Source organism: Flavobacterium sp. TAB 87 (genome assembly GCF_001529295.1).
GTDB lineage: Bacteria > Bacteroidota > Bacteroidia > Flavobacteriales > Flavobacteriaceae > Flavobacterium.
The window spans coordinates 484,373-498,842 of sequence record NZ_LLWK01000038.1; the positions used below are offsets into that span (position 1 = coordinate 484,373).

The following is a 14,470-nucleotide window of genomic DNA, read 5'->3' on the forward strand; positions in this document are numbered from 1 at the left end:
TTGGTATTCATAAAACTTAACTGTTTTTATTTTAATAGTTTTGAATAGTGCGATAACATAAAACAGTGCCATTTCTATAGCTTTAGGCTTTCTAATTTGGTAATAATTTAGACTCATCCCATTGGTGAAAATCCGACCTAAGGAGCTTATTTTTTTTATATTTGTGAAAATTAAAAATAATGATAGATTTTATATACCAAGATCCGTATCCGATCTTAAAAGACGATACCGAATACCGAAAAATCACTTCTGATTTTATAAAAGTAGAACAATTGGGCGATCGCGAAATTGTAACCGTTGATCCCAAAGGTTTAGAGTTATTAGCCGAAGAAGCATTTACCGACGTTTCGTTTATGTTGCGTACGTCACACTTGCAAAAGCTGAGAAAAATTTTAGACGATCCCGAAGCAACAGATAACGATCGTTTTGTAGCCTATAATTTATTGCAAAATGCTAGTGTTGCTGCCGAAGGTCAATTGCCAAGCTGTCAAGATACAGGAACAGCGATTGTGATGGGTAAAAAAGGAGAAAACATATATACTGGAGTTGATGATGCTGAGTGGTTGAGTAAAGGTATTTTTAACACCTATCAAAAACGCAACTTACGCTATTCTCAAATTGTGCCGATCTCGATGTTCGAAGAAAAAAACTCGGGTTCTAATCTTCCGGCACAAGTTGATATTTATGCTAAAAAGGGAGCGTCTTACGAGTTTTTATTCATGGCAAAAGGAGGTGGTTCGGCCAACAAGACCTTTTTATATCAAAAAACAAAATCGTTATTAAACGATAAAGCAATGGACGAATTTGTCCGTGAAAAAATAAAGGATTTAGGAACGTCTGCTTGCCCACCCTATCATTTAGCCTTGGTAATTGGCGGAACTTCTGCTGAAGCGAATTTAGCGGCTGTTAAAAAGGCTTCTGCAGGTTATTTCGATCATTTGCCAACTTCAGGAAATATGGCCGGACAAGCTTTTCGCGATATCTTGTGGGAAGAGAAAGTACAGCAAATTTGCCAAGAAAGTGCCATTGGAGCACAATTTGGAGGAAAATACTTTACACACGACGTACGTGTCATTCGTTTACCGCGTCACGCTGCTTCTTGTCCAGTTGGTTTAGGCGTTTCTTGTTCGGCCGATCGAAACATTAAAGCAAAAATTAATAAAGACGGAATCTTCTTGGAACAATTAGAAGTGAATCCGAAACAATTTTTACCAGAGACCGCACCCCATTTAGAAGCGCCTGTTGAAATTGATTTGGATCAGCCGATGGCAGAAATACTGGCGAAATTGAAACAATACCCAATTAAAACACGTTTAAAATTGAATGGTACTGTGATCGTAGCACGTGATATTGCTCATGCAAAAATTCAAGAATTACTAGACGCTGGAAAACCAATGCCAGACTATTTTAAAAATCACCCTGTGTATTACGCAGGTCCAGCGAAGACACCAGAAGGAATGGCGTCTGGAAGTTTTGGACCAACTACTGCAGGGCGTATGGATGTATATGTAGATGAGTTTCAAAAGAATGGTGGAAGTATGATTATGCTAGCCAAAGGAAATCGCTCGACACAAGTAAAAGAAGCTTGTAATAAGTATGGTGGATTTTATTTGGGATCTATTGGCGGACCCGCAGCCATTCTAGCTCAAGACAACATTGTAAAAGTAGAAGTGGTTGATTTTGAAGAATTAGGAATGGAAGCCGTTCGTAAAATTACGGTAAAAAATTTCCCAGCATTTATTATCACAGATGATAAAGGAAATGACTTCTTTGAGAATTTATAAGAATATCGAATAGCTCATATAACAACGAAACCGCCTAAATTTTACTTTAGGCGGTTTTTTTATAATTCAATTATTTTTATTATTTCAAAGTACTCTGAAAATAAGCTTCAATTCCAGCTAATTCTGCATCAGTCATTGCTTTAGTAACCGGAAAGTTTGTTTTCATTACCTCATACTGACTTGGATCAACAATAGGTTCTCCTTTACCTAGTAAAAACGTTACCATATTAGCGTTTTTATCTTTGTAAATTTGAGCAATTTCTTTGATACTTGGTCCAATTACTTTTTTGTCTACTTGGTGACAAGTGTAACAATTCCCTTTTCCTTCCACAATAGATTTTCCTAAAGCTTCTGGAGTCATTACCTCAGCTGTTGCTTCTGGAGTTACTTCGGTTGTTGTTTCCGTTGGTGCTTCTGTTGCCGTTCCTGTACCGAACGATTCATTTGAAGATTCTTTTTTGCAAGAAACAATTGCAAAAAACGCTGCTGCTAAAATTATTTTTTTCATTTTTTTATAGTTTACCAACCTCATTTTTTCAAGGTTGAGTTTGACACTGGTTTAATAAAGATTATTAATCTTTGAATAAGACTTTCAGTAATTTACACTAAAATAATGTGCTGAAATTTTTATTTTCAATCCTCAAAAAAATCTACTTTATCAGATAAAGTTAATATTTTATTTGAAATAATCTTTGTTTTGGTATGATTAAGAGGTTTCTCTGTTTCGTTATTTTATTTAAATTTCGAATGAAATCGATTGTAAAAAACATTATTTTTTATTCAAAAGAATAGCAGCTTCTTTCGCAAAATAGGTCGAAATTAATGTTGCACCCGCTCTTTTAATACACATTAATTGCTCCATCATAATTTGATCGTTGTCTAACCAACCTCTTTCTGCTGCCGCTTTAATCATTGCATATTCTCCAGAAACATGAAAAACGGTTACTGGCACGTTTACGGCGTTTTTAACTTCTCTAACAATATCTAAATAAGCAATTCCAGGTTTTACCATTACCATGTCTGCTCCTTCTTCTACGTCCCAAATGGCTTCCTTAATGGCTTCTAGCCGGTTGGCGTAGTCCATTTGATATGTTTTTTTATCTTTAGGAACAATCACTTCTGATTTTTTAGGCGCACTGTCTAAAGCATCACGAAACGGACCGTAAAATGCCGAAGCGTATTTAGCCGAATAACTCATAATACCCACATTTATATATCCTGCAGCATCCAAACCTTCGCGTAAGCGCAATACACGACCATCCATCATGTCGCTTGGAGCTACGAAATCAGCGCCAGCTGCTGCATGAGAAACGGCCATTTGTACCAAAGCCGCAACGGTACTATCATTTTCTACATCCCCATCGGCAATTATGCCGTCGTGACCATAAACCGAATAAGGATCTAATGCAACGTCTGGCATTACGATCATTTCGGGACATGCTTTTTTAATAGCACGTATCGTGTTTTGCATTAATCCATCCGGATTCCAAGCTTCTTTTCCAGTATTGTCTTTTAAGTCCTCGCTTACTTTTACATAAATATTTACAGCACGAATTCCTACAGCGTATAATTCTTTTACTTCTTCTATAGTTAAATCCAACGAACGTCTAAAAATTCCAGGCATCGAAGCAACTTCTATTTTTACATTTTCTCCTTCTGCAACGAACATCGGAAACATAAAGTCAGACGGACTTAAACTGGTTTCGCGAACTAAACTTCGTATGGATTCATTGGTTCTTAATCTGCGACCTCTGTGTAATGGAAACATATTTTTGAATTTTATATTTTGAATTTATAAGATGAAAAGCTGCTATATTCCTGCTATATCTCGTTATAAATTTTATTGTTTTTAGGGTAATTTTATTTTGAATGTAAATTTTTACACTATTTTAGAATAACAAAGTTAGACAAAATTGAACTAATTGTAGCTGATAAAAATCATAATCAGACTTCAGTTTTAAAGATTTTGAAGGTTCAATTTGAAGTGACTTTTTTAAAGTAAAATTTTGTTTTGATTGATACTTATTTTTTGGAATCGCTTAAATTTCAAAGAAATAAGATAGTTTATGTACTAGCGGTAAAACGCAAATCCGTAGCGAGTTCTAAGGATTTGTTTATTTTAAATTACAACCAATCAATTGGATTTTCTAATAGTTGAATTAATTTTTCTTCGTGACTTCCCACTTCCGGATGATGATCATAAACCCATTGCACGTGCGGAGGCAAGGACATTAAAATACTCTCAATTCTTCCGTTAGTTTTTAAACCAAATAAAGTGCCTTTGTCATGAACTAAGTTAAACTCTACATAACGACCACGACGAATTTCTTGCCATGTTTTGTTTTCAGGAGTATAAGCTACTGCTTTTCTTTTTTCTACAATTGGCACATAAGCTTCTAGAAAACTATTTCCAACTTCCGAAACAAAGTTGAACCAATCTTCCATGCTAGTTTCTGGAGTTGCTTTGCAATAATCAAAGAATAAGCCTCCAATTCCGCGGGCTTCGTGACGATGTGCATTCCAGAAATAATCGTCACATTGCTTTTTATATTTAGGATAAAATTCGGGGTTGTGTTTGTCGCACGCCGTTTTACACGTTTGGTGAAAATGTTCGGCATCTTCTTCAAACAAATAATAGGGTGTTAAATCTTGTCCACCACCAAACCACGAGTTAATTACGGTTCCGTTGTCGTCGTACATCTCAAAATAGCGCCAATTGGCATGCACTGTGGGCACCATCGGACTTTTAGGATGAATCACTAAACTCAGTCCGCAAGCAAAGAAATCGGCTTCTCCAACGCCAAACATCTTTTGCATGGCTTCCGGTAATTTTCCGTGAACAGCAGATATATTCACTCCGCCTTTTTCAAAAACGTTTCCATTTTCGATGACACGTGTTCTTCCGCCTCCGCCTTCTGGGCGATCCCAAAGATCTTCGCGAAATTTAGCTTGACCCTCAACGGCTTCTAATCCTGCTACGATTTGGTCTTGTAAGTTTTGTATGTATGCGTAAAATTTATTTTTCATTGTAGTTTCACTTTAGCAGAAGTGATTTTAGTGTTAATTCCGAATGAAAACGTAGCACTTTCAGTTTGAATGTGTTCGTAAAGTGCCAATGCTTTTGCGGTAAATTGGAACTGATTTTCTTTCGATAGAAAAATCAAGACATCAGCAAACTGCTCTTTTTGATTCCAGTCGAGATGGCATCTTGAGAGTAAAGTGATCATTTCATTGGGTTCTGATTCAATAAGCGTTTCTAGACTTAAACCAAAATTTTTTAGTTGACCGTCAATTTCACTGAGATCTTCAAAAATCCAATATTTTGGCACAAATGTAAGTGAATGCAATATGCGTAGCGTGTTCTCAATTCGGGTGCTTTCTTCGTCTCTTAAACCTTTGTTTAGCATGGCTTTAATTTAAAAATTCCTGCAAGGCTTTTAAACTTTGCAGGAATATATTTTTCTTACTGTCCGTATTCTTTCACCGCATCAATAAATGCTTTGGCGTGATCAACTGGAATATGAGGTAAAATTCCGTGACCTAAGTTTACGATGTATTTGTCTTTTCCAAATTCGTCGATCATTTCGTGGACCATTTTTTTGATGGTTGGAATTGGAGAAAGTAATCTTGAAGGATCAAAATTTCCTTGCAAGGTGATTTTTCCACCAGATAAGTAACGTGCATTAGTTGGCGAACAAGTCCAGTCTACACCTAATGCCGAAGCTCTACTTTTACCCATTTCGCCTAGAGCGAACCAACATCCTTTTCCGAAAACAATAACGGGAGCATGATCAGCTAAAGCTTCAACGATTTGGTTGATGTATTTCCATGAAAATTCCTGATAATCAACCGGAGAAAGCATTCCGCCCCAAGAGTCAAAAATCTGAACGGCATCAACACCAGCTTTTACTTTTTCAATTAAATATAAAATAGTGGTATCTGTGATTTTTTGCAACAAGGTATGTGCTGCAGCCGGATTTGAGAAACAAAATCCTTTGGCTTTGTCAAAACTTTTAGAGCCTTGACCTTCGACAGCATAACATAAAATAGTCCATGGAGAACCAGCGAAACCAATCAAAGGCACTTCGTCGTTCAACATTTCTTTGGTCAGTTTAATGGCATCCATTACGTAACCTAAACTTTCTTGAATGTCTGGAACATATACGCGGTGTACATCTTCCATCGAACGAATCGGATTTGGAACAAACGGACCAAAATTTTCTTTCATCAATACTTCAATACCCATCGCTTGAGGAACTACCAAAATATCCGAGAATAAAATAGCAGCATCAGGAGCAATTCTACGAATCGGTTGAACCGTAATTTCAGAAGCAAGTTCTGGGGTTCTACAGCGTGTGAAAAAGTCGTATTTATCGCGTAAAGCAATAAATTCTGGCAAATATCTTCCGGCTTGACGCATCATCCAAACAGGTGGACGTTGCACAGTTTCTCCTTTTAATGCGCGTAAAAATAAGTCGTTCTTAATCATAATTTATTGTCTTAAAGCGTTTTCATTATTTTTTGTTGTTTAAAGAATCTTTAAACATAATTTATCTGTACTCTGCAATTACTTCTTCAATCACATCTTCAATTGTAGGTTGCGTAGCGACTATTACATTTTTAGTTATCCCCTCTAGAGCGCTTGAGGTTGTAGTTCCAATGCAAAAACAAGTTTCATTTGTAATCTTATTGTCTTTCAAATAGCTTTCGATTCCAGACGGACTAAAAAATAAAATAGCTTTTACTGGTGTTTTGATTTTTTGAGGAGTCAATGTAGTTTCATAAACTTGAATTTCATTAAATTTGATATTAGCGCCTTTTAATGCTTTTGGCAGGGTCTCTCTTCTTAAACTTCCACTAAAAAAAGTGAAGCTTTCACTATTGTAAATTAAAGTAATTATCTCTGCCAAATCGTCTGCGTAACCGGTGTAAGCGACCACATTATAACCACTTTCAGAAAGCATGATTTTAGTTTTTAAACCTACGCAAAACACATTCTTAGATTTTAGTTCTGCTGATTTTGGATCTAGCAAGAAACTTTGAACTGAGTTTTGGCTCGTAAAAATTAAATTATCATTAATTTCATTTAATGTAAACGGATTGCTTTGAGTCTTGATAAAATCGACTTCAATAACATTGAAATCAGCATTTACCAAGGCTTCTTTTTGATGGTGTAAAAGTGTTTTTGTGGATAGTATCTGAATCATGTTCTAGCTTCTTTTTTGGTATTCTTCTTGATCTAAACAGTAGGTTTCTATATCTTTATTGTAGCCGTAAACCACTAAAATGTCATCTTGTAAAATAACAGTAGAAGGAACGGGACGGCCAATTGATTCTTTTACAATCGATTTTTTACCTATTAAATTTTTCTTTTCTCTCTTTCGAATAATCGTGATCAAAGTTAAACGATATTTATCGATGGTGTCTAATTCTGCTAATGTTTTACCAAAGAATTCTGGCTTTGCTTTTACTTCGGATATCGTATAATTATCATCCAATTGATAATTTTCTAAAGTAGATTTAAAATTAATTTGCTTGGTCAATCGATCTGCTGATTCTTGTTCAGGATGAACAATACTATGAATTCCCATAGCCTCAAGAACCGTATCGTGAATAGGCGACAAAGCTCTACTTATAATTTTCACATCGCTCAATTTCTTAATAATTGCGGTTGTGATGATTGCGGCACCTTCATTTTCTCCAATAGCAACCACTACTTTATCAGTATCTTTTAGAGGGAGAGCTTCATAAGACAGTTCGTTTGTAGAGTCCATCGCAATGGCATGTGAAATTTTATCTTTTACAAGATTCACTTTCTCGATATTTTTGTCTACACCAATAACTTCATTTCCTGTTTCGGTAAGGCTTATAGCCAATGACATTCCGAAATTTCCTAAACCAAAAACGATTATTTTCATCTAAACAAGTTTAGTTAATTAATATATTTTCCCGCGGATATTCGTAAAACTGATGGTTCAATCTACGCAGTAATCCGACCATTAAATTCAGCATTCCTATACGACCAATAAACATAGTTAGAATGATCACAAACTTACTCGGCTCCGTAAGTGTCGGCGTAAAATTGATACTTGACCCTACAGTACTGTAAGCCGAAAAACACTCGAAAGCTACCGTTAATATTGACGTTCCTTCTGGTTCAAAAATCAGTACACCCATAATAGAAAGACCAATGGTGATTAACGATATGGATAAAATAGCAAAGGCGCGAGAAGTAGAATCTGCTGATATTCTTCGACCAAACAATTGGATTCTACTTTTTCCTCTGGCAACGGCAACAATATTCAATGTCGCTAATGCAAAAGTACTCGTTTTTATTCCACCGGCTGTTGAGGCTGGTGAACCACCAATCCACATTAAAAAAATTATAAAAAGAAGCGACGGTACGCCCATTTCTGCATAATCGGTTGCACTAAATCCTGCTGTTCTTGGCGAGACTGCATTAAAAGCTGCCGAAGTTATTTTTCCGAAAACGGTATCATGTTGCAATAGAGTATGATTGTATTCAGAAATATAAAGAAATATCGAACCTCCTACTAATAAAATCAGGGTAGTATAAAGTACAATTCTAGTATTTAAGGTGATAATTCTAACTTTTTTATGAATTATTTTTTTGTCAAAAAGTTCAAACACATACGTTTTCCAATAATGAAAAAAGTTAAAAACAATGTTATGGCCTAAACCACCCAGTATAATCATGAGCATCAGAATCCACTGCAGGTAATAATTAAACTTAACCGTTGTATTTAAAATACCTCCAGGTAAAGTAGAAAATCCTGCATTACAAAAGGCAGAGATGGAGTGAAATATAGAAAAGTATAATTTATGTTCGATAATTGAATTTTCGATAATTGAAGAATAAATGAATATTGCTCCAATTAATTCAACTGCTACCGTAAAAACAACCACGTTGAGAGCCGCTCTAAAAACATCTCTTAGCCCTTCATTGGCAATAAAATCTCGTGTATTTAAGCCTTCTTTAAACGAAGAACTTCCTCTGAAGAAAAAAGCAAAAAAGGAGGTAAAAGTTAAAATACCAATTCCGCCGAGTTGAATTAAAACAATAATTATGGATTGTCCAACAATTGTAAAGTCTACTGCCGTATCTACTACCGTTAAACCCGTCACACAAACGGCGCTAGTAGCGGTAAAAAGCGCATTGGTAAAAGTGATTGAACCAGTAGTTGCGCTTGGAAGCATTAATAAAAACGCTCCAATTAGAACCAAAATCATAAAACTTCCCACAAATACAATAGCGGGATTAAAATAAATGTCATAAATATGACGAACTAAAACCATCAATCGAAGTAAGAAGTAAAAGATTAAACCGCCTTCAATAACGGGTTTAATTTTTTGTAAAGCGTAATAAGAGGGAAGCGAGTAATTAAGAAACCAAATTATAGCAGCTACTATTAAAAGAAAAGACAGAATAATCATGTTGATCAACACGACCCTTTTATTACTTTTAAATGTGTAATTGTAATATTTAAATGAATTAAAAGCCAATAATCCAACTGAAAGTAATATTAATGCAACGACATGAGGTGAGTTATAATTATCCTCAAAATCATACCCAAAATCAAAAACTATAAACAGCAATACGATAATATCGAAAAAGCGATACAAGTAATTGAGTAGGGATTCTTTTTTCATAATGAGATAAAATTACTTTTTTAAATCATTGCGAATGCTTATCATCAAACTAGTTCCGCCGTTACTCAAAACTTCTTGAGCCGAATGATAACCCAACTTTTTCCACTCTTCAATGGGAACCGTTTTGTCGATTTCGATTTTTTGTGCTCCATCTAAAGAGAATAGAACGCCTTGAAAATGAATGGTATCTTCATCTTCATTGTACGTTGCTAAAGCACCAATTGGAGCCGTACAACCGCCTTCTAAAGTTCGTAGAAATTGACGTTCAATATAGGTTAGAATTTCGGTTTCGATATCGTTTAATTGCGATAAAGCATCCAAAACATAATTATCACTTTCCATAGCAACAACAACCATCGCACCTTGAGCCGGGGCGGGAATCATCCAATCAAGATTGATAAAGTTGCCTGGTTTTAGGTTAATTCGTTCGAGACCAGCCGCTGCAAAAACAGCACCGTTCCAGTCGTTATCTTCTAATTTTTGCATTCTTGTATTTACGTTTCCACGCAAATCAACTACGCTATGTTCAGGGTATTTACTGAGCCATTGTGCTTGACGACGCAAACTTCCAGTTGCTATAGTTCCGCTTGCAGTTAAAAAATCAAGATTTCCTTTATGAACCAAAATGTCTAAAGTACTAGCTCGTTCTAGAACGGCAGCTTGTACAATGCCTTTTGGTAATGCAGTCGGCACATCTTTCATAGAGTGCACCGCAATATCAACGCTTCCGTTCAGCATTGCAATGTCTAGTGTTTTGGTAAAAATACCTGTAATGCCTAATTCGTATAAGGGTTTGTCTAAAATAATGTCTCCCGTCGATTTGACAGCGATAATTTCGGTGTCGTAACCCAAGGATTTTAATTTATTTGCAACAGTGTTGGCTTGCCATAATGCTAATTCGCTGTCACGCGTTCCTATACGTATTGTTTTCTTTGTCATTTTTAGGTTTTACAAATGCCGTTGAGCAGTTGGTTTTTATAATAAAACCATTAAGAAATTTAACTTCATTAATGGTTGTTTTAAATTGTATTTGATGGAATAAAATAAGTGCCAGACGAAATTGCTTTCGAAATTTAATATTTAATTACGGCTTCAATTTTAAATACTTTCTCAATCCATTCAATGCTTTCATCTACCGACGTATTTTCGTCTTTCAAATGATTAGCAAATTGAGTTGTTATTTTATGAATCAATCGGTTCGTGATGATCTCGGCTTGTTCTTCGTTGAAACCAGCAATTTTTCTGCTTTGAAAATCTAATTCTGAATTTTTAATTTCGTTTAGTTTGGCCTTCAGTGCATTAATAGTTGGAGCAAATTTTCGGCCCTTAGTCCAAGAATTGAACTCTTCTTTGATTTCTTCAATAATATCTTCAGCAGCAGGGATGTGTCTTTTTCTATTCTCTAAGGTTTCATCGGTCATTTGAGACAAATAATCCATGTGAATTAAAGTAACATGATCTAAATCGGTTACGTTTTCGTGCACGTTTTTAGGAATCGATAAATCTAATATCAACAACGGTTTCTTTAAATTTAAGATGGCTTTGTCAATCGTAGGGTTTTGAGCGCCAGTAGCCACTACAACTACGTCTGCTTTTTGCAATTCCAACTGTAAATCGGCATAATCTTTAACTACTAAGTCCAATTTTGCAGCTAATTTTTCAGCTTTATCCTTGGTTCTGTTAATTAAAGTTATTTGTTCGTGTTTGGTATGTTTAACTAAATTTTCGCAGGTATTTCTTCCAATTTTACCAGTTCCAAAAAGTAGAATATTTTTATTAGCAATATCAGGAACATTTCTAGTAATATATTGAACTGCAGCAAAGGAAACAGAAGTGGCTCCCGAGCTAATTTGAGTTTCGTTCTTTATCTTTTTACTCGCTTGTATTACCGAATTAACTAAGCGCTCCATAAAAGTATTGATCAAACCATTGGATTTACTTTGATTGAAGGCATTTTTAATTTGACTGATAATTTCAAAATCGCCCAAAATCTGACTGTCTAGTCCAGTTCCTACGCGAAACATATGACTGATAGCATCTTGGTTTTTATAAATATAAGCGACTTTTTGAAATTCTTCGACCGTACCGTTGCTGTTTTCACAAAGTAATTTGATGAGTTCGTAAGGGTGGTTCGCAAATCCGTAAATTTCGGTTCTATTACAAGTCGAAGTAACTATTAAAGCTTCAATCCCTTCGGCTTCGGCTTGCATCAGTAGTATGGATTGTGCTTTGGCATCTAAACTAAACTTTCCTCTAATTGTTGCATCTGCTTTTTTGTAGCTGAGGCCTAAAGCGTAAAAAGTGGTGTTTTTGGACATATTGAAATTTTCCATATTATACTTTCCTTAAAAAGTTCAACAAAATTATTACTAAGTATTTTATAAAAACAACGCTAGAGGGGCTTTTTGTATCGCTACGAGATTATTTGTTCCGAAATACTTCTAAAACACTGTTTTTAATAGATTTCGTAGTGATTTCGATAGCTAACAAATCAACTTATATAGATACATTCTAAATAACAAGACTAAAATTGAATACAATTGCAACGTCATTTATATCGCTTGAAGTTCATTTTAATTTAAAGAAGTGTGTAAATCAAAAAACCAATTGCTTGTTTTATAAAAACGCTATCGCTTACTGCAGATAGCGTTTTTAAATAAGCTACATTATTTTTGAATAATTGGTTTTCTTAATGATTCTAAAACTGCAACAATATCGGTGTACAATTCTGTATTTGCTGCTACACCGTTTTTATTGGCAGCTGCACCAACGTAACCTTCAAATTTAGTATAGGCTGCTGCATCAATTTTAGTTCCCATACGTGGATTTTGTGCTGGATCGTGTGTAGCGACCATGTTTAAACCAGTATACTTGTTTACAGCATTTGTACCGCCCGTATTAAAAGAAAAGAAATCAGTTAAATTGTCTGATAATTTTGCAATGTTTGTGGCTTGTGTTTGACCCGTTTCTGCTAGTAAAGGTGCAAAATGTTCTTGCAAGTTTCCAGAAGCGTTTGATTGCACATCGGCAACGATCAAACCAATGGTTGAGTTAATTACTTTGCGGAAACTCAATCGGCCAGCTTCGATCATTTGTCCAGCATTATCTGGATCTGCTATCATTTTTGTTCCGCCCAAGCGCTCGTATATGCTCGCTTTTTCTGCAGGAACAATTGGATCATCGTCGTTGTTGCAAGAAGTAAATGCAGCAGCGGATACTAGTAATACACCTAAAGTGATTTTTGAGAAATTTTTCATAATAGAATATTTAAAGATTAATTAAAAAAGTGATTTATTTGTTGCGAAAGTTTGTAGGTAAAACTGTTGGGGTCTATTGGGCAAACTTCTTTGTTGGCTAGGTTATCAGGTAGTATAAAACGTTGAGCATTATAAGAGCCTTTGCTCATGAGTTCAGCATAAACTTGTTTAGAGTCGGTCATTTTATTGTTATGAAAATAAACGACCACATTTCTTTTGATGATAATAGAGTCGGAAGTAATGCCATTAATAGTTCTTAAATCGTGATTGATTTTTTTTGCTTCTACCGAATCGATATCGGATTTAAAATCAATGCGGCTAACTTGTAGATTTGCATTTTCGTATACCGCTGGTTTTGCTGTGGCAATGTGGTAAATTAAAATAGCAACAAATAACACCGCGATTCCGGACACTACTTTAAGTCCAATTTTTAAATTTTTGTTCATTTTCATAATACGTGAGATTTAATTTTTAGCTTTTTTATTTTGTTTCTCGGCGTTACTTTTACAGATCTAGTGGCCGATTGCACTTTTATTTACGAGAGCCGGTTCGATCTGGTTTTAAAAATTCGTCAGAATTGTTTTATTTATAATTATTATAAATAATTAACATTTTTTTTTGAGACGCTTTTTAGTAAGAAATACAGTGAGAATCAAGCATGAGCTAAGTCAGCAGAATGTTAAACGACTAGTAAAAATTTTATAATTTTAGTGTCACTTATGTCTTTAATCATTAAAATGAAGTAATTTTGAGAACCATAAATGACTCTTTTTCGTTTATGATAAAAGAATAGTTGTTATCTTCATTTTTTAATGATTAATTGTATTGGATAGCGCACAATATTTGGTTTTAGATCAATGCTATTTAAATAAAAAACAAACGACCATGCAGGAAGAAATTAAAATTGATGATGATTTTATTTTAATTCGGTTTCAAAATAATTCAGATGAAGTAATGACTTTTCAACGCCCCGTACAGCTGGGATTGATTCAGTTTCATTTTGGTTTGAAAGGAAATGCCAATTACATTTTTAGTCAAGGCAATTACAACTTACAGCTTAAAGAAGAAAAAGTTTTGTTGTTTTACAATACCGAAAAAGAGTTGCCATTGCATGTGGAGGTTGCTCCAAAATCGTGGGTGATTTCTATTTTTGTTTCAATAAAAAAATTCCACGGATTGTTTAGTTCAGACACCGATAATATTCCGTTTTTAAGTCCGCAAAACAAAGAGAAAAAATATTACAATGAAAGCGATAGCAGTCCTTCGATGGCTATTGTGCTCAATCAGATGTTTCATTACAACTTACATCCTTCGATAAAAAACTTGTATTACAAAGGCAAGGGTTATGAATTGTTGAGTTTATATTTCAACCGCACTGAAGATCCAAACGCAGAACAATGTCCATTTTTGATTGACGAAGACAATGTGATGAAAATTAGAAAAGCCAAAGAAGTGATCATAGCCAATATGGCTGAACCACCTGGATTGCAAGAACTAGCCGATCAAGTGGGTTTGAATTTAAAGAAGCTCAAAATGGGTTTCAAACAAATTTATGGCGACACAGTTTATGGTTTTTTGTTTGATTATAAAATGGATTATGCTAGAAAATTGCTAGACAGCGGTTCGTATAATGTAAACGAAGTTGGACTGAAGATTGGCTATAGCACCGGAAGTCATTTTATCGCGGCTTTTAAAAAGAAATTTGCCACTACACCCAAAAAATATTTAATGTCAATAAATGCGAATGTGTAGCGCAAA

Annotated in this window: 14 protein-coding genes; 2 read left to right on the forward strand and 12 right to left on the reverse strand. The window is 35.0% G+C overall.

The genetic code is table 11. The features are described 5' to 3' along the window. The first annotated feature begins 179 nt into the window (after positions 1-179). Positions 180-1,784, forward strand: a complete 1,605-nt coding sequence (locus tag AP058_RS14180; protein WP_066312289.1) for a fumarate hydratase — start codon at positions 180-182, stop codon at positions 1,782-1,784. Positions 1,785-1,863: 79 nt separating this feature from the next. On the opposite strand, the gene AP058_RS14185 is transcribed toward AP058_RS14180, so the two are convergent. From AP058_RS14185 to AP058_RS14240, 12 genes are all read right to left on the reverse strand, one after another. Next, on the reverse strand, positions 1,864-2,292 hold the full coding sequence (locus AP058_RS14185; RefSeq protein WP_066313493.1) for a c-type cytochrome: 429 nt from the start codon (positions 2,290-2,292) through the stop codon (positions 1,864-1,866). A gap of 261 nt (positions 2,293-2,553) precedes the next feature. Further along, positions 2,554-3,552: a porphobilinogen synthase gene (gene hemB, locus AP058_RS14190; RefSeq protein ID WP_066312290.1), complete on the reverse strand. Its 999-nt coding sequence runs from the start codon at positions 3,550-3,552 to the stop codon at positions 2,554-2,556. Positions 3,553-3,908: 356 nt separating this feature from the next. Continuing rightward, a complete protein-coding gene (hemF, locus tag AP058_RS14195; protein WP_066312292.1) occupies positions 3,909-4,811 on the reverse strand; it encodes an oxygen-dependent coproporphyrinogen oxidase in 903 nt (300 codons plus the stop codon). After that, positions 4,808-5,191, reverse strand: coding sequence for a hypothetical protein (locus AP058_RS14200; RefSeq protein WP_066312293.1), 384 nt, complete (start codon positions 5,189-5,191; stop codon positions 4,808-4,810). Before AP058_RS14200 ends, hemF begins: the two co-directional genes overlap by 4 nt. A gap of 56 nt (positions 5,192-5,247) precedes the next feature. Next, a complete protein-coding gene (hemE, locus tag AP058_RS14205) occupies positions 5,248-6,273 on the reverse strand; it encodes a uroporphyrinogen decarboxylase (protein WP_066312294.1) in 1,026 nt (341 codons plus the stop codon). 61 nt (positions 6,274-6,334) lie between these two features. After that, on the reverse strand, positions 6,335-6,991 hold the full coding sequence (locus AP058_RS14210) for a uroporphyrinogen-III synthase (RefSeq protein ID WP_066312296.1): 657 nt from the start codon (positions 6,989-6,991) through the stop codon (positions 6,335-6,337). Between the two features lie 3 nt (positions 6,992-6,994). After that, complete coding sequence (locus AP058_RS14215; protein ID WP_066312298.1) at positions 6,995-7,702, reverse strand: TrkA family potassium uptake protein; 708 nt, start codon at positions 7,700-7,702, stop codon at positions 6,995-6,997. A 10-nt stretch (positions 7,703-7,712) separates the two neighbouring features. Continuing rightward, entirely contained in the window at positions 7,713-9,455 is a 1,743-nt protein-coding gene (locus AP058_RS14220; RefSeq protein WP_066312304.1) for a TrkH family potassium uptake protein, read from the reverse strand. Between the two features lie 12 nt (positions 9,456-9,467). Then, entirely contained in the window at positions 9,468-10,394 is a 927-nt protein-coding gene (gene hemC / locus AP058_RS14225) for a hydroxymethylbilane synthase (RefSeq protein ID WP_066312305.1), read from the reverse strand. A 134-nt stretch (positions 10,395-10,528) separates the two neighbouring features. Then, entirely contained in the window at positions 10,529-11,788 is a 1,260-nt protein-coding gene (gene hemA, locus AP058_RS14230; protein ID WP_066312306.1) for a glutamyl-tRNA reductase, read from the reverse strand. 333 nt (positions 11,789-12,121) lie between these two features. Continuing rightward, positions 12,122-12,712 (reverse strand): hypothetical protein, encoded by a 591-nt coding sequence (locus AP058_RS14235; RefSeq protein ID WP_066312307.1) that lies wholly within the window; start codon positions 12,710-12,712, stop codon positions 12,122-12,124. Between the two features lie 17 nt (positions 12,713-12,729). Next, positions 12,730-13,164 carry a hypothetical protein gene (locus AP058_RS14240; protein ID WP_066312308.1) on the reverse strand — a complete coding sequence of 145 codons (435 nt, stop codon included), beginning with the start codon at positions 13,162-13,164 and terminating at the stop codon, positions 12,730-12,732. 433 nt (positions 13,165-13,597) lie between these two features. Here AP058_RS14240 and AP058_RS14245 point away from each other — a divergent pair, with 433 nt between their 5' ends. Then, positions 13,598-14,464, forward strand: a complete 867-nt coding sequence (locus AP058_RS14245; protein WP_066313496.1) for an AraC family transcriptional regulator — start codon at positions 13,598-13,600, stop codon at positions 14,462-14,464. Positions 14,465-14,470: the final 6 nt, after the last annotated feature.

Bases quoted from the DNA above. Each gene is read 5' to 3' on its own strand.
- AP058_RS14180 (WP_066312289.1), top strand. From the start codon at position 180: ATGATAGATTTTATATACCAAGATCCGTATCCGATCTTAAAAGACGAT.
- AP058_RS14185 (WP_066313493.1), bottom strand. From the start codon at position 2,292: ATGAAAAAAATAATTTTAGCAGCAGCGTTTTTTGCAATTGTTTCTTGC.
- hemB (WP_066312290.1), bottom strand. From the start codon at position 3,552: ATGTTTCCATTACACAGAGGTCGCAGATTAAGAACCAATGAATCCATA.
- hemF (WP_066312292.1), bottom strand. From the start codon at position 4,811: ATGAAAAATAAATTTTACGCATACATACAAAACTTACAAGACCAAATC.
- AP058_RS14200 (WP_066312293.1), bottom strand. From the start codon at position 5,191: ATGCTAAACAAAGGTTTAAGAGACGAAGAAAGCACCCGAATTGAGAAC.
- hemE (WP_066312294.1), bottom strand. From the start codon at position 6,273: ATGATTAAGAACGACTTATTTTTACGCGCATTAAAAGGAGAAACTGTG.
- AP058_RS14210 (WP_066312296.1), bottom strand. From the start codon at position 6,991: ATGATTCAGATACTATCCACAAAAACACTTTTACACCATCAAAAAGAA.
- AP058_RS14215 (WP_066312298.1), bottom strand. From the start codon at position 7,702: ATGAAAATAATCGTTTTTGGTTTAGGAAATTTCGGAATGTCATTGGCT.
- AP058_RS14220 (WP_066312304.1), bottom strand. From the start codon at position 9,455: ATGAAAAAAGAATCCCTACTCAATTACTTGTATCGCTTTTTCGATATT.
- hemC (WP_066312305.1), bottom strand. From the start codon at position 10,394: ATGACAAAGAAAACAATACGTATAGGAACGCGTGACAGCGAATTAGCA.
- hemA (WP_066312306.1), bottom strand. From the start codon at position 11,788: ATGGAAAATTTCAATATGTCCAAAAACACCACTTTTTACGCTTTAGGC.
- AP058_RS14235 (WP_066312307.1), bottom strand. From the start codon at position 12,712: ATGAAAAATTTCTCAAAAATCACTTTAGGTGTATTACTAGTATCCGCT.
- AP058_RS14240 (WP_066312308.1), bottom strand. From the start codon at position 13,164: ATGAAAATGAACAAAAATTTAAAAATTGGACTTAAAGTAGTGTCCGGA.
- AP058_RS14245 (WP_066313496.1), top strand. From the start codon at position 13,598: ATGCAGGAAGAAATTAAAATTGATGATGATTTTATTTTAATTCGGTTT.